This window comes from Faecalicatena orotica (assembly GCF_003149245.1).
GTDB classification, from domain to species: domain Bacteria; phylum Bacillota; class Clostridia; order Lachnospirales; family Lachnospiraceae; genus Faecalicatena_A; species Faecalicatena_A orotica.
Genome location: NZ_QGDL01000013.1, coordinates 97,255 through 119,986 on the forward strand (window position 1 = coordinate 97,255; position 22,732 = coordinate 119,986).

Here is a 22,732-nt window from a genome sequence, read left to right on the forward strand (position 1 = left end):
ATGTATTTTTTAGGGATAGACGGGGGCGGTACAAAAACAGAGTTTCTTTTGGTTCAGGAAGACGGATGTACAGTGTCCCGGAGAAGAAGCGGGACGATTTCATATAAGCAGATCGGGATGGAGGAATGCATTACTCTTCTGAAGGATGTCATCGGCAGCATGCTTGAGGGGATTGAAGAAGAGGTCAGTATTTGCCTTGCTTTTCCGAACTGGGGGGAATCGAGAGAGAATGATGCGCTTTTTGCCGGAAGATTGAGTGAGATAAGCAGACATCCGATTCAGGTGGTGAATGACTGTGCAGCAGGATGGGCAGGGTCGCTTGCACTGCAGCCAGGGATAAATCTGGTTTCCGGGACCGGATCAATTGCCTATGGTGAGAGGGCAGACAGGAAGTCGGCACGTGCCGGAGGATGGAATGATGTATTTTCAGATGAAGGGTCCTGCGGCTGGCTCGGGAGGAGGACACTGGAATTGTTTTCTAAAGAGAGTGACGGCAGAGTGGAGAAAGGATGTCTCTTGAATCTGATGCGGGAACATTTTCAGCTGGAAAGCGATATTGATTTGATTGATATTTTTGATAACAGGCTGAAAGGCAATCGGACGAAAATAGCAGAACTGCAGAAGATTCTGCTTCGGGCTGCCGTGGACGGCGATGCGGCGGCACAGGGGATGTATGAAGAGGCGGCAAAGGAGCTGGCCCTGATCGTGTGTGCGGTTTATGATAAGTTAGAGTTTGAAGGAACAGTACCGGTTTCTTATTCCGGCGGCCTGTTCCATGCGGGAGATCTGGTATTAAAGCCGCTGCAGGAACAGCTTAAGGAGAAAAAAATCAGGTTTCAGATACCCCGTTTTTCACCGGCTCAGGGAGCCGTGCTTCTGGCAGCAGAGCAAGGGGGGAAGACGGAACAAGAGTTAGATAGTATTATGTCGGTTTTAGAAATGCAGGGTTAGTATACAGCGGGAGGAGAAGAATGTTTTATACAGAAAAGGAAATTATGTCACAGCATGAGGCCCTTAAAGATACATTTGTGTACTTCATGGAAGAAAAGCCCAGAATCGAGCAGTTTTTCTCAGAGAATCCGAAAAGAAAGTTTATCATTTTGGGCTGTGGTTCCAGCTATATGCTGGCGAAATCCGCCCAAAGGGCTTTATCCAGATATGAGGGGACGTCTGCGGCAGCAGTGGCAGGGGGCGATTTCCTCCTGAACAGCGACCTTTATGATGCGTCCGTGAGAGACAGTATTGTGATCACCTTGTCGCGTTCGGGAATGACAACAGAGATTGTGAAGGCAGTGGAGTTTATTAAGGAGAATTATAAGTGCCCGGTCATCAGTTTTTCCATGCTGCGGGAGAATGATCTGTCAAAGTTTAGTGATCTGGAACTGATCATGGACTGGTGTTACGATAAAAGTGTCTGCCAGACAAGAACAGTTACAAATTTATACGCCGCTGTTCTGATGCTGGCCGGATTTTACGGAAAGGACATGGACCTTGTCTATAATCTGAGGGTTACGATAGAAGAAAATGAGGCACTGAAAAAGAAATACAGGGCAGATCTGGCACGTATTGCGGAGAAAGGCTGGAAGAATGCGGCAGTGCTTGCTGACGGGGTGCCGTGTGGTATCGCACAGGAGGGGGCGCTGGCGTTTACGGAGATTGCCAGAATTCCCGGCCGGTATTCGAATGTTTTGGATTACAGGCACGGGCCGATGGTTCTGAATGATTCTGAAACATTGGATATTGTTTTGATAAAGCCTGGTAAAAATGAGATGCAGAAAAATCTGGTGGAAGACCTGAAGGCTAAGGGAGCGGTGATTGTGACGGTGTCCTGTGACCAAAGTAGTACTTATGGTTCTGACCTGCATATTTTTGCGGGGGAAAGTGTACGGTATGAGACATGGGGGATTGTGCTCATCAGTGTGATCCAGATACTGGCTTATGAAAAGGCGATTGTAAGAGGATGCAATCCGGACCTGCCGGAAGGGCTGGACCCGTATATAGTATTTTAAATCTACAGTTTAGAAAGACGCATATAAAAAGGAGCACTGATTCTGATCAGGCTCCTTTTCTCTGTTTCATACGCTTGATTACTTTTAAACGTGTAAATTCTTCACGCTCTTTTTCTTCCAGGGCATTTGTAATGCTGTATACAAGCTGTGTATACATTGGAATCGTGATATTCTGCAGGGCATTGGCGCGCTTCTGCGTTTTCTTAATATTAGATGCCAGACGGTAGGCTGCGTTCTCCACCATCGAGAGCTTGACCGTTAAGTCCTTCACCTTACGAAACGCTTCCGAGGCGATATCGATAGACTCACGCGTCGTACTGAACGAGTAGGTTGGAGTCTTGGTACCCGGAGTATATTTGACATGGGGGATTTCTGTGCCCATGATACTGCGGGTCTGAATCGTGATGGAGTTTTCTATGGGCACCGTATAGGCGAGCTGTGATACCATATTGATACCGTGTTCAATATTAGCACGCTGAAGGCATTGATACGCATAAGTGAACGTGGTGTCGATCTCGTCCTGTATATCCCGGGCCTCGTCGATCAGATCCATCAATTCCCGGATCAGGATATTACGCTTTTTGTCCATCAGGTCATAACCCTGCTTTGCCAGCGCAAGCGAATTTTTGGCAAGCATCAGGTTTCCTTTGGTAGGGAAGGTACGCGGATCCATGCAACTCCTCCTTCTTACAATTAATTAGTCAGAATATTCTGAAAACGGAGCGCAAAGGGGTCAGACCCCTATGCAGTCCGGTAATACTTATCGAGTATCTTTGTGTCGACACGGTCGAGTTCTTCTTTAGGCAGAAGCCCTAAAAGCTCCCAACCGAGGTTGAGTGTCTCTTCCATGCTGCGGTTTTCGTTTGGTCCCTGGCCGATATAATGCTCCTCGAATGCTTTACCGAATTCGAGATACTTTTTATCGATTGGTGACAATTCGTCTTCGCCGATTACGGATGCCAGGTTTCTTGCATCACCTACTTTTGCATAGGCGGAGAAGAGCTGGTTTGCCAGGTCCTGATGGTCTTCTCTTGTGTATCCGGCTCCGATACCGTCCTTCATCAGACGGGAGAGTGACGGGAGAATGTTGATCGGCGGATAGATGGACTGTCCGTGAAGCTCTCTTTCCAGTACGATCTGGCCTTCTGTGATGTAACCGGTAAGGTCAGGGATCGGGTGTGTGATGTCGTCATTCGGCATGGTCAGAATCGGAAGCTGGGTTACGGAACCATTGATTCCCTGTACGATGCCGGCTCGTTCGTATATGGTGGCAAGCTCGCTGTAGAGGTATCCGGGGAAACCTTTACGGCTGGGGATCTCTCCTTTGGAGGAGGAGACCTCACGCATGGCTTCGGCGAAGGAAGTCATATCGGTCAGTATAACAAGGATATGCATGTTCTCTTCGAATGCGAGATATTCTGCTACGGTAAGCGCTACTTTCGGAGTGATCAGACGCTCTACAACCGGGTCATTTGCCAGATTCAGGAACATGGCAACGTGGTCCGCCACACCGCTTTCTTCAAAGGTCCGGCGGAAGAAGTCGGCCACATCATGCTTTACGCCCATTGCAGCGAATACGATGGCAAACTGTTCGTCGGAGTTCTCCCCCAGGGAAGCCTGCTTTACAATCTGCGCTGCCAGCTGGTCGTGGGGGAGTCCGTTTCCGGAAAAGATCGGAAGCTTCTGCCCGCGGATCAGTGTCGTCAGACCGTCTATTGCGGATATACCAGTGTGGATATAGTTTCGTGGATACTCTCTCATGACTGGGTTTAAAGGAAGTCCGTTCACATCACGTTTCATTGTGGATGTGATCGGTCCAAGATCATCGATGGGCTGGCCGATTCCGTTAAACGTACGGCCCAGCATCTCAGGTGAGAGTGCAATCTCCATCGGGTGCCCGGTCAGGCGTGTGTGTGTATTCTTCAAAGACATGTTCTCAGAGCCTTCAAATACCTGAATGACTGCCCTGTCCTCGTAGATCTCTACGATACGTCCTATTTTGCGTTCAGTGCCGTCCACGACAAACTCTACGATTTCATCGAAAAAGGCATCCTGGACCCCTTCTAATGCGATCAGGGGGCCGTTAATACTGCTGAGTCCTAAATATTCTATTGACATACGGTAATCCCCTCCTTACGCGTTCTTTTCAAGCACACGCTGATAAAAGGCATCGATATCACGCCTGTACTGTGCGAACATTTCCAGCCTGTCATTGGGCACATCATATTTAATGGCAATGATCTTATCGAAAATGTTTTCTGACTTCAGTACTGACATCGGGTGCCCCATCGTGACGAGTGCACGTGATTGTTTATAAAGATACAAAATAATATCCATCATTAAAAACTGTTTTTCCATTGATACGCAGGTATCGTCCTTATGAAACGCATTCTGCTGCAGGAAACCGAGCCGGATGACACGTGAAATTTCGAGTACCAGTTTCTGGTCATCGGGAAGCACATCGCTTCCGATCAGTTTTACAATCTCCAGAAGGCTGCTTTCCTGATTCAGGAGGGCCATAAGGCGGTTGCGGTAATCCACGAATTTCGGTGAAACATGGTCCTGATACCAGGGGGCAAGGTCACCGAGGTACTCACTGTAGCTGGTCAGCCAGTGGATCGCCGGGAAATGTCTCGCATATGCAAGGCTTTTGTCCAGACCCCAGAAACAGCGCACGAAACGCTTTGTATTTTGAGTGACAGGCTCGGAAAAGTCACCGCCCTGCGGGGAAACCGCACCGATAATGGTGACGGAGCCGTCAGTTCCGTTTAGGTTGTGCATCATGCCTGCCCTCTCGTAGAATGCGGAGAGACGGGACGCCAGATATGCCGGGAAACCTTCCTCGGCAGGCATTTCCTCTAGACGCCCGGATAATTCACGCAGGGCCTCTGCCCACCGGGAGGTGGAGTCGGCCATGATAGCTACATCATAACCCATGTCACGGTAATACTCTGCCAGTGTCAGACCGGTATAGATGCTGGCTTCACGGGCGGCCACAGGCATGTTGGATGTATTCGCGATCAGAGTGGTCCTGTCCATCAGAGGATTTCCTGTACGGGGGTCGGTCAGCTGTCCGAACTCTTCCAGAACCTGTGTCATTTCATTTCCACGCTCTCCGCAGCCGATGTAGATGATGATATCTGCATCCGACCACTTGGCGATCTGGTGCTGTGTCATTGTCTTGCCGGTACCGAAGCCTCCGGGAACTGCGGCCGTACCGCCCTTCGCGATTGGAAACATGGTGTCGATGATTCTCTGTCCGGTAATCAGCGGTGTGGATGCCGGAAAACGGTGATGCGTCGGACGCGCCACGCGGATCGGCCAGTGCTGGGTCATGGTCAGTTTCTTTAGGGTACCGTCGGAAAGTTCCAGAGTAACCAGAACTTCGTCGATGTTGTATTCCCCGTCTTCTGCCGTATCGACAACTCTTCCTTCTAAATCAGGGGGAACCATGCATTTATGGGTAATCGCATGTGTCTCGGGAACTTCCGCTATGATATCTCCGCCGTGGAGATAATCACCCTTTGAGACTACGATGTGTGTCTGCCATTTCTTTGTGCGGTCGAGGGAGTCTACGCTGACACCGCGGGTGATAAATGCCCCGCCTGATTCTGCGATTTTCTCAAGCGGGCGTTCGATACCGTCGAAAATATTATTCAGGATTCCGGGAGCAAGGACAACCGATACTGCATTGCCGGATGCCACGACTTCCTCGCCGGGGCGAAGTCCTGTTGTTTCCTCGTAAACCTGGATTGTAGTCAGGTCTTTGTCCAGGGCAATGACCTCACCGACAAGCTTCTCTTTGCCGACATAAACCATCTCGGACATACGAAAGCCCGTATTGCCCTTCAGATAGATGACGGGCCCGTTGATTCCGTAAATTGTTCCTGTATTAAGCAACGCCGTCACCTCCTAAAAAGATAAATTTATCATATTCGTTGCGCAAGGCTGTTTTAAATGAGTTATCAATCAAAATATTACGATTCCGGATGACTGCACGGATACCGCCTGTAAAATCTTCAGCGCTGACAGTAAGCCTTGTGCCGGTTGCATCCTCCAGATCGGAACGGCGTGTTTCGTCTGACGGATTGATATAGATAACCATCGGGTCACCTGCGGCAAAAGAGATTGCTTTTTGGATACATTTGATCAGATAATCCTCATAAGCTTCTGTTTCCATAAATTTATTGACCAGATCATTTACTTCATCGAAGATCTTATCCTTCAACTCCAGCTGAACCTTGCCCTGACGGCGTTTTAACTCCAGCTGGGACCTTGCCATAGCCTGGTTTAACTGTTGCTTGGCGCTGACTGTTTCAGCCTTGATACGGGTCTCAGACTGGCGGAGCGCCTCTTCTTTATGATCTTGTAATACTTTTTCCAACGCTTCACGGTAGGTGTCAATGATGGCGTTTCCTTCAGCCCTCGCCTCTTCCATGGAGGTTGTCTGTAAGTGTGCTATTTTTTCTTCCAGAGTCAAGAGGGGTACCTCCTTCATTTATTCTTTTTTCGGAGCAGCTTTAGCTGTAAGCCCACGGTATAAAACCATGTGGCTACAGCTTCAGTCCGATTGCTTCTGTGATATAGGATGTGATAAAGTCTTTCTTACGTCCGGTTCCGTGCCTGTCAGGAATCTCAACCAGAAGAGGCATCTTCCTCTCCAGACGGAATTCATCAATGATGTCCGGGAACTCGCGTCCCAGTTTTTCAGTCAGGAGGACGATGCCTACGGTTTTGTCCTGCAGGACATCCTGAAGGGCTGTGTGCAGCTCATCACGTTCATGGACAACAACTCCGTCCACGCCTGCAAGACGCATTCCTGTATAGGTATCAACATTATCACTGATCAGATACATTTTCATCTTACAGTTTACCTAAGATCATGAAGGAGATGATCAGTCCGTACAGACATACACCTTCCGCAAGACCTACGAAGATCAGGGACTTACCAAGTACGCTGGAATCTTCGCTGATAGCGCCAAGGGCAGCGCTTGCTGCACTTGCCACGGCAATACCTCCGCCGATACAGGATAAACCGGTAACCAGAGCGGCTGCGAGATAGCCAAGTCCTGTTGCTGTAGAAGCGGCAGCGGCTGCTGTGTCAGCTGCTTCTACTTTGCCGCCGAGCATCATGATGGATGCAAGGACAAAAGCACCGAAGAAAAAGAAGGCATTTACACCAATCGTTCTTTTATAACGTTTCTTGTTCTTTTCTCCGATTAAATAGTATCCGAATGGAATGATGATACTTAAGGTTAAAGCTGCGATAAGAATGATTTTTGTTGCTAAATTCATAGTTAAGGTCCTCCCTACTTTTTCTTAGATTTTTTCGATTTTTTTGTATATGGATCAAAAGCTCTTCCGCTTCCTTTATAAAAACGGCTGAACATCTCATAATATTCCAGACGAAGTACCTGGATACCTACGATCAGCCCTTCAAAACCGCATACAAACAAGTTCCCGAGTACAATGACAACCCAGTTCGGTGACCCGCTCTCCGCACCTGCCAGAATCAGGACAACTTCCATGATTGCTGCATGGCTGACTGCAAATGCGCCGATACGCACAAATGACAGCGTGTTGGAAAAATAGCTGAGCAGTGTTTCAAATAGTTCGAAGAAGCCCTGTACAAAGAACATACCTGCGCTTTCTTCCATCTGGTCAGCACGTTTCTGGATCTTTCTTGTGATAGGTTCCTTTAATAAAATTAACAAAAGCGGTATACCAAACATGACTGCCATGACAATTCCGCCCGGTGTCTTATGTCCTGTCATGAATAATACGATCGTTACAGCGACAGATGCATAAAAAACGAGTCCGGCAACGCCGTTTGCATCAAACCAGATATTCTCCATATCATGGCTCCTGACTGCGTTGACAATGTGAAGAACCATAGCCACGAGTATGACAGCCATACCAAATGCGACCGCCACGATAAATACGGTGTTCAGCTTACCGATAAACGGCAGTGTGGTCATATGGTCGATGGGCCTCAGCCAGAGTGGCTTTATAACGTTTTCGAATCCGAATATACTGCCGAACATGAAACCGAAAATTGTGGAAAATATACCGGCTGTGGAAATAATCCCCGCCAGCGGCGCCTTTTTAAAGTAGTAGATCAGGCCTCCCCCGATTAACAGAAGAAGTCCCTGCCCCACATCCCCGAACATGACTCCGAATATGAATGAGTAGGTCAGGCCTACAAACACAGTCGGGTCAAATTCATCATGGGAGGGCAGCCCGTACATCTGGACAAACATCTCGAAGGGCTTGAAGATCTTCGGGTTCTCCAGTTTGGTCGGCGGTTCACCGAAATAAGTATCATGGTCATCCTCGACAACGACGAAAACCTTGTCATCATCTTTGATCTCATGCAGAAACTTTTCAATATCGTCTTCTGCCATCCAGCCGCAGAGGATGTAATAATCTTCCTTCTTATCCTCCATGCGTGCCGCCATCTTGCGGACATCAAAGTTATTCGCCAGCTCTTCCAGACGGTTTCTTGCAGCAATCAGTTGCGGTGCACGCCCGGAAAGCATTTCACCGGCCTGTTTGTCCAGTTCTTCGATTTCCTGGTTTGTGTTGTAAATGGCTTTTACAATCCTGCGGTATTCATCCGCGGGCGTATCCTGAAATTCCTCCGGGAGTTCTATTTTTTCAAAGTGCAGGGACCGGAACACGGCATCCACCTTCTGGGCCTCTCCGGGGGATACAAAGTAAGCACCGTATACATAGCTTTCATCACGCTCACCTTCCACGAAGATAGCGCCGAGATCGTCCATCAGATATTTGTCCATCTTATGATAAAATTCTATGGCGATTCTCCCGAAACGGTATGTGATGTATTTGTATTTCAAAATCTGGCTCAATTCACAGTCCAGAGGCCTGAAAGGCGCTATAATCTGCTGTTTCTTACGAAGATCATCGATCTTGCGTTTCAGTTTATCCTTCTTGTCCTGAAGTTCCATGTAGTCATGGTTGGCTGTTCTTACAACTTCGAACATATCGTCCAGCCCAAGGGAAACGTCCGGTTCGACTTCGTCTGCATTCTGCAGGTATCCTACGAACTGGATTGCTTTATTGAGTGCATCCCGGTATGGGTTGATTTCAACAAATGGCCTTAGATTGTCTACGGTCTTCAGCTCGGATAATGCAGATTCCAGCTGGATTTCATATCGCGACAGGTATAGGTCCGTAACACGGTCTATGTCACCTCTGGGGCCGGAGATGTTGATGAATTTCATTTTAACTATCATTGAGTTCTACCTCCAACGTATGCCAGCGTCTCACCTGGTGTAAGGCCGTAACGGATACACTCTATGGCGGTCGTCAGCTTTTTAAGCTCTTCTTCTTTCAGGAATAAATACGTATTAATCGTGGCGATGGAGTAAGGATTGCGCCTCCTGTCCACGGTATAGAGATGATAAAGGCATTCCGCATACATCTGTTCAATCGTCAGGTTCTGGCCAAAATCGTAGTGGCGGGAATAGGATGTCTTGCGCATGGCGCTGTAAAATTCTTCCTTATTAGAAGACTCAACCATTTCCTTGACCAGATCCGTGGAAATCTTGTAATGGATCGGAACCAGAAGGGAATAAATGTCAGCAGGTGCCATATCGTAATATCTCTTTGCTCGGTAGATCCATTGAAGATTCAGCATGTCGATCTTGGCGCCGCAGTCACGGGTGAAAATCTCCAGCTCTTTCTTTTTTAGAACCTTTTTTCTCTCTTTCCATACGGTAGAAAAATAATATAAGTCAAGTGTCAGGTCATAATCAAACAATGTGATTGACTGGGTGTCCCGCAGCTTTTTAAGCGGTTCATAATATTCCGTGCCCTTCAGATTCTCGACCAGTTCATCCGTCGTCCGGGAAGTGATCAGCTTCTCAATGGATATCCGGGAATAACGGTCAAAGAATGGTTTCTTGTAATTCAAGTCGAACGGCTCGGCGTAGTGGTTGATAACGATACGAAAACAGTAGTTGATCAGGTCTACTTCGTAACGCTTTAAATATAATTGCAGGAACTTGCGCTGTTCCAGACTGCAGAAGCGGTATATCTTGGTGTAGTCCTGATAAAGTGACTGGATCAGGATCTTCTCAATGTCACCGCGGTGGAGCCTGGCCTCGTCAATCTCATCCAGAACATCTGTGTAAGAAGAATTCTCCATCAAGTAGGAGACAACTTCCGGCACGTTGTGGAGATTTGCAATCTCTTCAAACTGTTCCGGCTTCAAAAGCCTTGCTTCCATAGCCCGGACTTTCGTCACAATCCCGCTGTAAACAAGTAGATTCCCCATAGACTATACCTCTGTTATCCGTTTTAAAATATTTTGTGCGTATTGTGTGTGCTTTTCCTCATACTCTCTTAGCAGTGCCTCGATGGAGTCACTGTTAGCCCCTGTCTGGCTGTCTAAAAGTCTGGTAGTGCTGCTTTCCAGCTCATCCCGTATCTTTCCGATGCGTTCTTGAGTCTTTGCCTCCAGATCCTCGTCGAACCTGCGCCGCGCGGCATCATATTCCTTGTCCAGAACAGATTTCTGCGCTTCGGCATGGCTCACGATAGCGGCGGCGGCAGATTCTATTTCCGATAATTTCCTTACAATAGAGTCCATGTTAAGCCTCCTGTTAATCATTGATAGTAGTTGTATTTATAATACACCTTTTCAAAAAAAAAGCAAGTTACGAACCGTTTAGAGACGTAATATTTCTCAGGTATACTACGTCCCAAATTAAGTTAGATGGTGTCCCAAATTGATTTAAGTGGTGTCCCAAAATGTATTTTGCCCTGTACCTTATGTTATGGTATTATAATTTGTAGAAAAATATTTCAAGTTTTACACAATAAGAGGATTGATTTTTAGCTGTTCTGTATTATACTTACCATAAATGGAAATAAAAAACGTTATTTATGGGAAGTAAGTGAAAAAGGAGTATATAGATTATGAGATTGAGAAATATACCGCGTGCGGAAGGCACGCTTCAGGCACATCCGGCAGTAATCAAACGTCCGGAGGCGCAGAAAGGCTGTTGGAGGCAGGTTTTTGGCAATAAAAATCCGATACATATAGAAATTGGAATGGGAAAAGGCCGTTTCCTGCTGAATATGGCAGTAAAATATCCTGAGATTAATTTTATTGGGATTGAGAGATATTCCAGTGTATTACTCCGGGCTGTGGAAAAGTTTGATACCGAGGAGTTTAATATGCTGAAAAATGTACGGCTTGTCTGCATGGATGCAAAGGATGTGGAAGAAGTTTTTGCACAAAACGAAGTGGAAAAAATATATCTGAATTTTTCTGATCCCTGGCCTAAAGCAAGGCATGCGAAAAGACGCCTGACTTCAACAGAATTTTTGACAAGGTATGAGAAGATTCTTGCAAAGGGTGGAAAAATCGAGTTTAAGACGGATAATACAGAATTATTTAAATTTTCGATGGAACAGGTAAGGGAAGCAGGGTGGATTCTTGAGAATTATACATATGACCTGCACCATCATGAAATAATGAATGCGGGAAATGTAATGACAGAATACGAAGAGAAATTCTCAGCAAAGGGAAATCCGATTAATAAACTGGTAGCAGTGAGAAAATAAGAGCACAAACAGGCAGAAACATTACAATTAGGTACACCACAAAAGTTAATTAGGGACGTAGTAAACCTTTAAAATATTACGTCCCCATTCACAGTTTTTTCATATTTTGCATATTATATCCATGAGGAGATATAGCCTTACACGGGCAGTTGGAGGTATGTATGAGAGGCAGAGGCTGGAAGGATTTTGTTTGTCATAAGATGTACTGCAGGCCGGACCTGAACCGCAAGCTGATGTGTCTGAAGCGTTCGCTTGACGAGGTGTGTGAGATACTGAACAGCGGGAGCTGCCGTGGTAAATAGAATATAGAGAAACGTAGGTGTTTGCTATGAAAATCAAAGTAACTGCGAAAAATTACCCACAGGAGGTACTTCGGTCAGGGATGCCTGTGTTAGTTGAATTCTTTGCTGTTTGGTGCGGGAAATGTGCAATGATGGCTGATATTGTGGATGAACTTGCATCTGAATATGCAGGCAGGGTCAAGGTGTGTCAGATTGATATTGAGGAATGTGAAATCCTGGCATCGGAATTTGATGTTGAGGTGGTGCCGACCTTTGTTCTTTTTAAAGGTGGCAGGCCGGTTTCAGCGGCCAGCGGGGTGCTGAATAAGGAAGTTCTGATAGATATGATCGAGTCATGATATGGAGGGGCGGTATGCTTTCCGGGACAGGAGGTATACCGCCGGTTTCTATTTATAGGGAGTGGACATATCTATGTACAGAGTAATTTCCTGATTTAGCTTGCATTTCTTTAGTCCTTTTAAAGAAATATTTTGTATTCTGCCGTCAGTTATTAGTTTTTCGAGTTCCCGTGAGGAGAGTCCAAGCTTTTCCCGAAGGATCTGGGATACTTTCACGGGAAGAGAATACCGGCTTGTGATCTGAAGTTCAACGGTTGTGCCGGAATCGGGATGGGGGCCAAGGATTTGATAATCGGGAAGTACGATTTCTGCGCCGTTAGTCTGGAGAAGCCAGGTGGAGAAAGCATATTGAAGGGCAAGGCTTACATCGTTGCTGTAAAATTGTTCCAGAAGGCGGTTGTCGATGCTTTCGGGTTTGATTCTGGAATAGAGGGGCAGGTTCCAGGTTGTCCGGCAGTTTTTACATTTATAGATCAGCCAGATGTCCAGATATTTACCCTGGGCATTAACCCGGAACCTGCCTGAGCTCGCATGCTCCGTTTTTTTCTGGCATTTTTTGCAGTATTTAAGTGCCAGAGGAGGGGTGCTGTACTGCACCACCCATACTATTTGTTGCATTTTTTTCGAGTCCTTTCCTGTTAATTTAGAACAAGAAAGTAATAATAGGCGGATTTTTTTCGGATTTTCTCATGATCTGGTCTCCTTTCTTATGATTGCAGGTTTTCCTGCTGTAAAAAGTGTAGCATGACAGGCAGATAAAACCTACCTAATAGATTTTTTATACTTTATTTTGCGGCGGGGACATAAGAAAGGAGACCAAACGGATGCCGGTTATTGCATGGGTTTAGTCTCCTTGTATCATTTCCTTTTCTTTTCCTGACCGATGATCCGCTGGATGCTCTTGAATGACAGAAAGTATTTTTCGGCAAGGCGGTCCATGCGTTCTCCTTTTAAGTAGTCGGCATAGATTTGTTCATTCCTGAGTCTGAGTTCCTGGCGGGTTGAAGTTCCTTCACCCCAGGACTTTTTATTGGCCGCAGCCTTGGGGATGTAGATCAGCTCGCCGTCTATATATTCCTGTATCTTTTCCAGTAAATCACGGGGCAGGATATGGTTTGCTTTCTGATAGCTCATGTTGCTCTCCTAGTTCGTTCTTAATGAAACATAGCGTTTAATTAAGTTAAAATTGTTTCAGGATCAGCAAGGGCTATTTTTGTAAATCTGAACATTCATATCCTGGCTAAAGCGTCAGTGCTTCTGCCCGCTCAGGGTATCTGTGATAAAAATTCATTTCACCGCAATAGCCTCTGCTATGCAGTCATAAAGATAGGATTAAGCATAAGTCTCAAAGGTCCTCCTTATTTTTTTGCGTGACGGAGAATCAGTAATTCCCCTGACTTGATGAAAGTATATCATGACTCCGTCAGTTATGCACCTTAAATTCTTTTTATAAACAAAGTTAAGGCTTCAAAATAAAGTGAAGCATCGATGGTGCTCCTGCAGTTTAAAGGTATTCCTGCATGGAGTGTTCTTCATAAACCTGGTCGAGTACCTCAAGATATTCCGCCCCGAATATGCGGACATATTCTTTTACAGCGCACTTCACCGCATTTCTGCCAGCATCGCCAAGCTCTTTTTCCAGCATTTTACTGATGGTATATAAAATATGTGCGGTATGATATGTAAAGTCCTTCATACAGGAAGTGCCAAGCTCTGTCTTTTTCTTTGCCAGCAGTTGGTTTTCCGCCTCTGTCAGCGGGTGCCCCCAGTCAAATTCACACCGTTCACCGCCCCAGCTTAATGGTGTGGATAATTGTGTGCATATGAAGTCACTTCGAAACCCTTGATAGACGGCGTTATCCACATTCAGGCAGTAATATTTCCCGTATTCGGACAGACCGTGTTTCTTCCAGGCGTCACACCACGCACATCTTGAGACATAGGTTCTCAGGGTGGGGGTTATACATAATTGTCCGGCGTCCATCTGTCCTTCATAATCAGGATGCCACTCCCCGTAAGCCTGGCTGGTCATTGTGGTCAGGTCGTCCCCGTGTTTTAAGGCATTTTGCGCCATACGTGCGCCGCGTTCGTTTCCATATCTTGTCATGCCTTTGAGAATCGCATCTTTTCCCTTTTCGCCGTTTTCTTTAATGGCGTATTTGGCTAAAAGGCCGAAAAGAGTGGCGTGATGTTCGATTTTACAAGCTGGCTGTGTTGATGACATGGCAGATTCCTCCTTTAAACTGGTGTTAAATAATATTCTTATGAAGTCAGTATATCAATTTATCATGAAAAAGGGTAGCATTCTGAAAATTTAACTTTAACATTAGATAATCGTAAATAGATAAAATATTGCGCTTCCTTTTTAAGTTTCAGTTGCTTATTTTAAAATTGCAGATAGAATAAAACTATAGTGTATTTGATAGTTATTTTATCCGATGGGAGAAGTTAATATGAGAAAACACCGCCGCCCCTTAAAACTGAAGACAATTCTGATTATTTTATCTGCAAGTATTATTATCTGTACGCTGGGTATCAGCGGGATTATTTCTTTCCAGATGTTTGAGAGACTGATGGTACAGAAAATTTCTAATTCCAGAGTGGATGTACTGACCCAGATTTCTGAGAAGGTTTCGGCAATTAAATCTAACGCAGAGATGTTATCGAACCTGTATTTTTATAATGAAAATCTGACAGATCTCTACCACGAGGGAAGCTATACCAGGGAAGAGCAGGAAAAGATACTGGAGAATTTCAAAAATATAGAAAGTTTATCAGGGATGACCCAGGCTGCGACAGGGCTTGATTTTTACTATTCTTTTCTCATGGAAAACGGGTATACCTACAGTACGGGGCCGGCGAAAAATGCACAGTCACTGGCAGATTACAGGAATAAGCTGTGGTTTCTCGATGTGCTGGAAGAGAAAGAAAAATGGATTTCTACATATGAGGACAGTCAGGGGAAGAGTATCGTTTCGATTGCACGGACGATGACGGATGAAAACGGGGATTTTATCGGATTATTCCTTTTTAATATATACGAGAAGAATTTCAGCCAGGTGTTTGAGTCACTGTCTGATAAAAACGATATCTACATTGTGGACAATATTGGGAATATCGTATCGCACAGGAATAAAGAACTGATAGGAATTCGTTTTTACGATATGGATGTCATGAATGAGATGTTCCGGGAGCAGAATTATAACATCATCGAGAAAAGTCAGAAGAAATATCTGTTTTCCATCTATAAAAATCAGGAGTTGAACTGGATTCTGGTGGAGGAGATTCCGCTCGAACTACTTCTGGGAGACGTGAAATCCATACAGAGGAGGATGGTGATGATTGGGCTGATCATTTTCTCGGTCAGTATGCTGGTCTGCTTCTATATTTCCCACAGGACAACAAGGCCGCTCGGGGAGCTGGTGCATGAACTGGAGAAGGTGGGGAAATCTGAAAAAAATGACCAGAAATTCGAGGCCGCGGGGTGGCGTGAGATTAACACGATCTGCGAAGAATGCAATTATATGAACCAGAGGATCAGGAGTCTTGTGACCGCGATTAAAGATTCGGAGAAAAAGAAGCGGGCCGCGGAGATGGGATTTATGCAGTCACAGATGAGTCCGCATTTCCTCTATAATACTCTGTTTTCCATCCGCTGTCTTGTGGATATGGGGAATAAACAGGGGGCGATCGGGATCATTGATGCGTTCACTTCGATTTTGAAATATATTTTGTCATATAAGAGTGAATTTGTGGATGTGTCGCAGGAGATCAAGTTTCTGGAGGATTATTCAATCCTGCAGAAATACCGGTACGGAGATCAGTTTTCACTCGAAATTATATGTCCGCAGGAACTGTATCAGAAAAAGGTACTCAGAATGATTCTGGAACCTCTTGTCGAGAATTCGCTTTTCCACGGTCTGGATGATGAGGTGGATGCGATCCACGTAACGGTCAGTTTTCAGGTGTGCGATGGCGATATGCTGATTACGGTAACGGATGACGGCGTAGGATTTACGGATGAGAATTACATGGAACTGAGCAGGAAAATCCGTTCTAAGGAGCAGTCGAACATGATCGGGATGAATAATATCCGGGAGCGGATTAAGATGAACTTCGGAAAAAAATACGGCTTAAGCATTGATACAAATTATGAGGATGGCGCCCGGATTATCGTTAAGATTCCGGTGCTGGAATAGGTCAGGGGTGTAAGGACCGGTTTTACATAAGCATGGAGGGTAAAAGGATGAGAATATTGATTGTGGATGATGAACTTCCAATCCGTGAATGGCTGAAGATGTCCATATCAGCACTGGAAGGAAATACAAATGAGGTATGTACTGCGCCAAATGGCAAGGATGCGTGGGAGCTGTTTTCAAAGGAGCCGTTCGACATGGTTGTAACGGATATTAAAATGCCAAAAATGGGAGGGCTTGAGCTTCTGCAGAAGATCAAGAATTCATGCGGGGAGACATATGTCGTGATGCTGACTTCATATAGTGAGTTTGAATATGCCAGAGAGGCGATTAAATATCAGGCGAATGAGTATGTGTTAAAAAATGAGATTACGGCAGAAGTGCTCGGGCAGATCATGGAAAATTATCACGAAAGTAAAAAGAGCCGCAAAGAGGTGGAAAAACCCCAGTACATCAAGGATCTGCTTACGACCCCGCATCTGGCAGAAACATTTCCGGTGAAAAAGAAAGAGGGAGAGCACATCTTTGCGGCTGCTTTTGCAGAGAAGGAATCGGACAAGGCGGTATTTGAAAGCTTTCTGAATGCATTTGTGCTGAGAATCGAGCCTTGTTTTTATGAGAAAGATATTTCGGTCTGGGTATGCAGCTATAAAAACAGCTATTCTACGGGGGCATGTTTTGGTGAGGCGATGGCATTCTGTAAGGATCTGGCGCTTCTGAAAGAAACAGGGGTCGGGTTTTCCGGTTTTACGGAAGAAATCCCGGAGGCATGCCAGCGTGCGAGGATGGCATTGAACCTCGGATTCTATGAGAACCGTCAGGGTGTATTTTTGTACAAGGAAGAGGATCAGGAGGCCGGTCTTCAGAAAATAAAGGGCATTCGGAAAAATGTAATATCGATGATCCGTAAAGACCGCCAGGAGGAGGCAAAGGGATATATTGCAGACCTGTACAAAGAGCTTACGAAGGCACAGGTCCTGGATCTGGATCAGGTGCGGGGATGCTTCACAGATATGGTGGATGCATACAAAGTGTCGAAGATGGAGTTCGCCGGCCGCGGGCTGGAGGAACTATGCAGAAAGACCAGGGATGGAATTGAAGGCGCCGGGAGTCTGGAGCAGCTCAGGAAAGAAATGGATACCTTCCTGCGGGAACTGAAAGGCACAATGGTAGTCGGCGAGAAAGCATACTCCGAATACGTGAAATCAGCGATTGCTTATACTGTGGACAATTACGCTTTCATCGAATCACTGACAGAAGTCGCTGATTACGTGAATATCAATGCAGACTATTTCTGCAGGCTGTTCAAGGCCGAAACAGGGTCTACCTATAATAGTTATCTGACAAACTGCCGGATTCAAAAAGCTGTGGAACTACTCACCAACACCGATCTGAAGGTATATGAAGTAGCTGAGAAGGTCGGGTACTCCAACCTGTCCTACTTTTCGAGGGTATTCAAAAAGGTAATGGGTGTGAATCCGTTCTTTTACCAAAAGAAGCGGTAAAGGGGTCTGACCCCTTTGCAGAATCCCGACAAAAAGTCGTTTTTGTGTTAATAACCAAGAAGCATTTCTTTTAAGAAGTCAGAAAAGTGCAAGATGCTTACAGTTCTGTGTGTTGGATTTTTCTGCAGATCCGGTAAGATATTATTAGAGACAGGGAGATAGAGATGAAGAGAAAAGTACTGTTATTGGGTTCTGTCATTTTAGCGATCGGAATTTTTGCATGTGGCAGGAATGTGACGGATGATATGGACCGGCAGGGCCGGCCGGCGGATAAAGAAGAGCTGGCTGAGCTTCGGGTTGCGGTACAGCAGTATTACATCAGTTCACCTGTCGGCTATATTATGGAGCATGGTCTGGACGAGGAATTTGGTTTGAAGCTGGTTCCGGTGGAATATCCGTCTGGGGCGGAGCAGATCGTGGATATTGAAAAGGATAAGTATGATGTTGCCACGACGGGCGCGGCGTTTCTGTACCCTCTGGTGGAGAACAAGGGTGTTGTGATCGGGGAACATATCCGGTCCACGGGCGGGGATGCGGTTTATGCAAGAAACAGCAGCCGGATACTGGACGTGAAAGGCTTTAACCCGACTTATCCGCAGGTATACGGGGACCTCGATACGGTGAAGGGATGCCGGATTCTGATGAAGAGCAACACGACCCAGCAGTATCTGGGGATGAAATGGCTGGAATCGATCGGAGTCAAGAAGGGCTCTGTAAAACTTGCTTACGGGGACTTTCAGGATACCTACAACAGGTTTCTGGATGGTGAGGGCGATGCGGTTGTGCTCAGCGCACCTTATTCTTATATGGCTCTGAAGGAAGGGTTTAAGAAGGTAGCCGACACCGAGTCACTGCATACGGAAATATATGAGGTAATTCTGGCGACTAAAAAGGCGCATGAGGAAAAACGAGAATCTCTGGTACGTTTTATGGAATGTCTTTTATATGCAAATGAGATACTGGAAGCTGACTCCAGAGAGAAGGCTGCCTCCGGTGAAAGCTGGTATCTGAAACAGGGACAGTCGGTTTCTAAGGATATTCTGGAGATGGAATGTAAGGACAAGATTTTAGTGACAAGGAAAAATTACGACATAGAGAAGTTTGGCGATTTTGAAATAAAATATGCGGAGTATATGGCGGCGATCGGAAATATACCGCCTCTCGGACTTCCAAATGTAGATAAAAATGTAGACCGGGAGCTGTTCCGGGAGGCATTTGAGACGCAGAACAGAGGGAATTAAACAAGAATTGTCTTGTTTAAAATAAAAGGAATAAAGGAGAAAGGTTATGAAGAAAAGAGTATTGGCGGGATTTTTGGCAATGGCTTTAGCACTCTCATGTCTGGTTGGCTGCCAGTCAGGAGGAAAAACGGAAGAAAAACAGGGGAAAACAGAGGCTTCGGATGCGAAAGAGGATACGGATTCCGGAGAACTCCCGGTGATCCGGGTGGCGGTTATGCCGTTTTATATTTCTTCACAGATCGGCTACATCATCGATAACAAGCTGGATGAGGCAAACGGATTTAAGATTGAACCTGTCATGTTCCCGACAGGGGCGCCAATGAACGAAGCGATCGCATCCGATTCCTATGATGTGGCAACAATCGGTGGAGCGTTTGTATTTGGAGTTGCCAATTTTGACGCTCATGTCATCGCGAGCCATATCAATGGGACCGGCGGCAATGAAATCTGGGCCTACAAGGATTCTGCACTCGCAGGTGTGAAGGGGACTAACCCGGACTACCCGGATGTACTCGGATCACCGGATACAGTCAAAGGAGTGAAGATCGTACAGACAACCGGAACGACCGGACAGCTCGCCGTGACAAAATGGCTGGAGGCCATCGGCGTGCCGGAGACAGACGTACAGATGGTACATATGGAATTTGCACAGTGCTATCAGGCTTTCAAGGGCGGACAGGCCGATGTGGCGGCGCTCACCTCACCTTATTGTTTCCAGACAGACGATACGATGGTAAAAGTGGCGGACCTCGACCAGTTAGGGCTGCAGCTTTATGAGGAAATCACTTTAACAGACAAGGCATATAACAATGAAGAGATTAAGGCTGTTATCCCGGCATTTTTAAAGACACTCTATGAAGTAAACGACGAACTGGAGGCAAACCCGGACAAGAAGTTCGAGGCTGTTAAGAAATGGTACAACGACAACGGCGGGTCTGCTACAGATGAAGATATCCAGGCAGAATGCGACTTAAAGCCGTTTGTGACAACAGAAGATGCAAAAGCATTAAAACTGGGCGATTATGAGGCAGCTTACGCCGAATTCATGGTATCTCAGGATAAACTCGACGGCGATAAAGTAGAAACTGTAAAAAATAACACGACTTCAGAATTTCTTGATGAAGCTTTGAAATAAAGAGACAGGATGCCGGGCATGTGAATGGTCATTTACCCGGCATCCTCCTGTAACAGACATAAAAGAAATGAAAGGCTGGATAAAATGAAGAAGAACAAAAAATATATGGTCATTTCCGCAATTTCCATGATATGCTTTTTTGTCCTGTGGGAGCTGGTGACAGACGTATTCCATTTATTCCCGGTGTACTCCATGCCGAGTCCCATCAAGACATTTCAGGCATTTTTTATCAAACTGGTAAACCCGTCCCCGGACGGCTCTGTCTTACTGGTCCATGTAGCGGCAAGCCTGCAGGTGGCCCTGACCGGCTATGTGCTCGGTGCAATCGTGGGAATCCCGCTTGGAATCCTGATGGCCTGGTATAAGCCCGTAGATCTGTTTGTAAAACCTATTTTCGATCTTATAAGGCCGATCCCCCCGATTGGCTGGGTTCCGATTATGATCCTTTTGCTGGGCATTGACCTGAAATCGAAAGCAATGGTTATCTTCGTGTCCGCGGTTATTCCCTGCATTATCAATTCCTATTCAGGCATTAAGCAGACGAGTGAAGTACATATCAATGTGGGAAAAACCTTTGGGCTGACAAAATTTGAAATCCTCCGGAAGATAGCTATCCCGACGGCACTGCCCATGATCTTTACGGGCCTGCGGGTTTCTCTCGGGGTTGCATGGATGACGCTGGTAGCTGCCGAACTCGTGGCGGCTACGAAAGGACTTGGATACATGCTGCAGATTGCAAGGACGATCGGCCGCCCGGACATCATCGTGATGGGGATGCTTGTTATCGCCGGTGTGGGTGCAATTCTGACAGGAACACTGGAATTTCTGGAAAAGAAATTCGTGAGGAGGTAGAAGATGAAGACAAAGGAAAAAAGCCTTGCCGTGGGTATTGGGGCGGCGGCGATTTTAAGCGTGTTTTTAATATGGTACTTTGCGGCCTCCTATACAAAGGTGTCGCTGTTCTTTCCGACTCCCCAGAAAGTCTTTTCCAGATTCGCCGAGTCACTGTCAGTCCCGATCGGGAAGTATACGCTCCAGATGCATGTACTGTACAGTCTGAAGCGCGTATTCGTGGGATTCGGACTGTCCTCTGTAACAGGAATTATCCTGGGGGTTGCAATGGGATACTCCAAAACAGTCAATGCAATCGTCAGGCCCATTTTCAATATTATCCGCCCGATCCCGGGACTGGCGTGGATACCGCTGGCAATCCTCTGGTTTGGAATCGGCGAGACTACAAAATATTTTATCATCTTTATGGGTGGTTTTGCCAATATTGTGCTGAACTCTTATGACGGCACAAACAAGGTCGATCAGACACTGGTCGGGGCGGCAGAACTTCTGGGGGCGAATAAGTTCCAGATTTTTGTGAACATCATCCTCCCGAGCGCCACACCATACATATTCGCAGGGCTGCAGGTTTCTCTGTCCACATCCTGGATGGCAGTTCTGGCGGCGGAGATGATCAGCTCCTATGAGGGGGCAGGATGGATCATCAACATGGGAATGAACACAGGGGATACCGTTTTGATTCTGGTCGGCATGATTTCCATAGCAATCATCGGGTTCGCACTGGCTAATATTATGAGAGTTTTAGAAAGGAGATTATGTTCATGGACGGTAAGGGGAAAGTAACAGTCAGATGTAAAGATCTCTGTAAAACTTTTTATGCAAAAAATAGAAAACAGGATGAAGTGAATGAGGTTATCCGGAATCTGAACCTTGAAGTAAAGGAAAACGAGTTTCTGGTCCTGTTCGGACCGGGACAGTGCGGGAAGACAACCATCCTGAACCTGCTGGCGGGCCTTGTAGATGCAACCGGAGGGGAGATAGAGGTGAATGGGAAAAAGGTGGACGGGCCGAGCTGTGACCGCGGGATGGTCTATCAGACAACTGCACTGTTCCCGTGGATGAGCGTTATGAAGAATGTATCTTTCGGACCAAGGATGCAGGGGGTTAAGAAGGAAGAGTGGAAAAAAAGAGCCCAGTACTATATTGACTTAGTTGGCCTGACCGGGTTCGAGGACAGCTATCCGGTCAAGCTCTCAGGCGGCATGCAGCAGCGGGTGGGGATTGCCCGTGCCTACTGCAACAACCCGGATGTGATATTCATGGACGAGCCGTTCGGCCATCTGGATGCGCAGACCAGGTATCTGATGGAGGAAGAGATTGAGAAAATCTGCTCCAAAGAAAAACGTACAGTCGTATTTGTGACGAACAATGTGGAAGAGGCAATTTATCTGGCGGACAGGATCGTTGTGCTCACAGAAATGCCTGCTTCGGTTAAGAAAGAATACATCATCGGCCTGCCGAGGCCGAGAGACTATACAAGCGAGGCGTTTCTGGCACTGCGCGAAGAGATTACACAGTGCGTGGAGGGGAATGTGGCCGAAGAGGAGGTGCAGGGTTAAA

The 22,732-nt window shown here is 46.3% G+C and carries 24 protein-coding genes; 12 read left to right on the forward strand and 12 right to left on the reverse strand.

The window, feature by feature from the left end; translation table 11 throughout:
- Both A8806_RS19425 and A8806_RS19430 read left to right on the forward strand, forming a co-directional pair.
- Window positions 1-951 (forward strand): N-acetylglucosamine kinase, encoded by a 951-nt coding sequence (locus A8806_RS19425; protein ID WP_109732830.1) that lies wholly within the window; start codon window positions 1-3, stop codon window positions 949-951.
- A 20-nt stretch (window positions 952-971) separates the two neighbouring features.
- Window positions 972-2,009, forward strand: a complete 1,038-nt coding sequence (locus A8806_RS19430) for an SIS domain-containing protein (protein WP_109732831.1) — start codon at window positions 972-974, stop codon at window positions 2,007-2,009.
- Window positions 2,010-2,055: 46 nt separating this feature from the next.
- Here the strand turns inward: A8806_RS19430 and A8806_RS19435 are convergent, their stop codons facing one another.
- The 9 genes from A8806_RS19435 to A8806_RS19475 all read right to left on the reverse strand — a co-directional run bounded on the left by A8806_RS19435 (window position 2,056) and on the right by A8806_RS19475 (window position 10,623).
- Window positions 2,056-2,682 (reverse strand): V-type ATP synthase subunit D, encoded by a 627-nt coding sequence (locus tag A8806_RS19435; protein WP_109732832.1) that lies wholly within the window; start codon window positions 2,680-2,682, stop codon window positions 2,056-2,058.
- Between the two features lie 68 nt (window positions 2,683-2,750).
- Window positions 2,751-4,127, reverse strand: a complete 1,377-nt coding sequence (locus A8806_RS19440; RefSeq protein WP_109732833.1) for a V-type ATP synthase subunit B — start codon at window positions 4,125-4,127, stop codon at window positions 2,751-2,753.
- A gap of 15 nt (window positions 4,128-4,142) precedes the next feature.
- Window positions 4,143-5,909 carry a V-type ATP synthase subunit A gene (locus A8806_RS19445; RefSeq protein ID WP_109732834.1) on the reverse strand — a complete coding sequence of 589 codons (1,767 nt, stop codon included), beginning with the start codon at window positions 5,907-5,909 and terminating at the stop codon, window positions 4,143-4,145.
- Window positions 5,902-6,489 (reverse strand): V-type ATP synthase subunit E, encoded by a 588-nt coding sequence (locus A8806_RS19450; RefSeq protein ID WP_242996190.1) that lies wholly within the window; start codon window positions 6,487-6,489, stop codon window positions 5,902-5,904. Before A8806_RS19450 ends, A8806_RS19445 begins: the two co-directional genes overlap by 8 nt.
- Window positions 6,490-6,562: 73 nt before the next feature.
- Window positions 6,563-6,871 (reverse strand): V-type ATP synthase subunit F, encoded by a 309-nt coding sequence (locus tag A8806_RS19455; RefSeq protein WP_109732835.1) that lies wholly within the window; start codon window positions 6,869-6,871, stop codon window positions 6,563-6,565.
- A 1-nt stretch (window position 6,872) separates the two neighbouring features.
- Window positions 6,873-7,304 carry an ATP synthase subunit C gene (locus A8806_RS19460; RefSeq protein ID WP_109732836.1) on the reverse strand — a complete coding sequence of 144 codons (432 nt, stop codon included), beginning with the start codon at window positions 7,302-7,304 and terminating at the stop codon, window positions 6,873-6,875.
- A gap of 14 nt (window positions 7,305-7,318) precedes the next feature.
- On the reverse strand, window positions 7,319-9,265 hold the full coding sequence (locus A8806_RS19465) for a V-type ATP synthase subunit I (protein WP_109732837.1): 1,947 nt from the start codon (window positions 9,263-9,265) through the stop codon (window positions 7,319-7,321).
- Complete coding sequence (locus tag A8806_RS19470; protein WP_109732838.1) at window positions 9,262-10,308, reverse strand: V0D/AC39 family V-type ATPase subunit; 1,047 nt, start codon at window positions 10,306-10,308, stop codon at window positions 9,262-9,264. The genes A8806_RS19465 and A8806_RS19470 overlap by 4 nt, the downstream gene beginning before the upstream one ends.
- Window positions 10,309-10,311: 3 nt before the next feature.
- A complete protein-coding gene (locus A8806_RS19475; RefSeq protein WP_109732839.1) occupies window positions 10,312-10,623 on the reverse strand; it encodes a hypothetical protein in 312 nt (103 codons plus the stop codon).
- Between the two features lie 329 nt (window positions 10,624-10,952).
- Between A8806_RS19475 and trmB the strand changes: the two genes are divergently transcribed.
- The 3 genes from trmB (at window position 10,953) to A8806_RS19485 (ending at window position 12,243) form a co-directional block, all read left to right on the forward strand.
- Complete coding sequence (trmB, locus tag A8806_RS19480) at window positions 10,953-11,603, forward strand: tRNA (guanosine(46)-N7)-methyltransferase TrmB (protein ID WP_109732840.1); 651 nt, start codon at window positions 10,953-10,955, stop codon at window positions 11,601-11,603.
- 161 nt (window positions 11,604-11,764) lie between these two features.
- Entirely contained in the window at window positions 11,765-11,905 is a 141-nt protein-coding gene (locus A8806_RS26305) for a hypothetical protein (protein WP_181368798.1), read from the forward strand.
- Between the two features lie 26 nt (window positions 11,906-11,931).
- Complete coding sequence (locus A8806_RS19485) at window positions 11,932-12,243, forward strand: thioredoxin family protein (protein WP_109732841.1); 312 nt, start codon at window positions 11,932-11,934, stop codon at window positions 12,241-12,243.
- Between the two features lie 48 nt (window positions 12,244-12,291).
- On the opposite strand, the gene A8806_RS19490 is transcribed toward A8806_RS19485, so the two are convergent.
- The 3 genes from A8806_RS19490 to A8806_RS19500 all read right to left on the reverse strand — a co-directional run bounded on the left by A8806_RS19490 (window position 12,292) and on the right by A8806_RS19500 (window position 14,467).
- Complete coding sequence (locus A8806_RS19490) at window positions 12,292-12,861, reverse strand: DUF1062 domain-containing protein (protein WP_109732842.1); 570 nt, start codon at window positions 12,859-12,861, stop codon at window positions 12,292-12,294.
- A 240-nt stretch (window positions 12,862-13,101) separates the two neighbouring features.
- Complete coding sequence (locus tag A8806_RS19495) at window positions 13,102-13,377, reverse strand: CD3324 family protein (RefSeq protein WP_109732843.1); 276 nt, start codon at window positions 13,375-13,377, stop codon at window positions 13,102-13,104.
- A gap of 370 nt (window positions 13,378-13,747) precedes the next feature.
- Window positions 13,748-14,467, reverse strand: a complete 720-nt coding sequence (locus A8806_RS19500) for an L-2-amino-thiazoline-4-carboxylic acid hydrolase (RefSeq protein ID WP_109732844.1) — start codon at window positions 14,465-14,467, stop codon at window positions 13,748-13,750.
- A gap of 229 nt (window positions 14,468-14,696) precedes the next feature.
- Between A8806_RS19500 and A8806_RS19505 the strand changes: the two genes are divergently transcribed.
- The 7 genes from A8806_RS19505 (at window position 14,697) to A8806_RS19535 (ending at window position 22,731) form a co-directional block, all read left to right on the forward strand.
- A complete protein-coding gene (locus tag A8806_RS19505; protein ID WP_181368799.1) occupies window positions 14,697-16,442 on the forward strand; it encodes a sensor histidine kinase in 1,746 nt (581 codons plus the stop codon).
- A 47-nt stretch (window positions 16,443-16,489) separates the two neighbouring features.
- Window positions 16,490-17,944: a response regulator transcription factor gene (locus tag A8806_RS19510; RefSeq protein WP_181368800.1), complete on the forward strand. Its 1,455-nt coding sequence runs from the start codon at window positions 16,490-16,492 to the stop codon at window positions 17,942-17,944.
- A gap of 164 nt (window positions 17,945-18,108) precedes the next feature.
- Complete coding sequence (locus A8806_RS19515) at window positions 18,109-19,185, forward strand: ABC transporter substrate-binding protein (protein ID WP_109732847.1); 1,077 nt, start codon at window positions 18,109-18,111, stop codon at window positions 19,183-19,185.
- Window positions 19,186-19,231: 46 nt separating this feature from the next.
- A complete protein-coding gene (locus tag A8806_RS19520) occupies window positions 19,232-20,320 on the forward strand; it encodes an ABC transporter substrate-binding protein (RefSeq protein WP_109732848.1) in 1,089 nt (362 codons plus the stop codon).
- A gap of 84 nt (window positions 20,321-20,404) precedes the next feature.
- Entirely contained in the window at window positions 20,405-21,172 is a 768-nt protein-coding gene (locus tag A8806_RS19525; protein ID WP_109732902.1) for an ABC transporter permease, read from the forward strand.
- 3 nt (window positions 21,173-21,175) lie between these two features.
- On the forward strand, window positions 21,176-21,955 hold the full coding sequence (locus A8806_RS19530) for an ABC transporter permease (protein ID WP_109732849.1): 780 nt from the start codon (window positions 21,176-21,178) through the stop codon (window positions 21,953-21,955).
- Window positions 21,928-22,731: an ABC transporter ATP-binding protein gene (locus A8806_RS19535; RefSeq protein ID WP_109732850.1), complete on the forward strand. Its 804-nt coding sequence runs from the start codon at window positions 21,928-21,930 to the stop codon at window positions 22,729-22,731. Before A8806_RS19530 ends, A8806_RS19535 begins: the two co-directional genes overlap by 28 nt.
- Window position 22,732 lies beyond the last annotated feature (1 nt).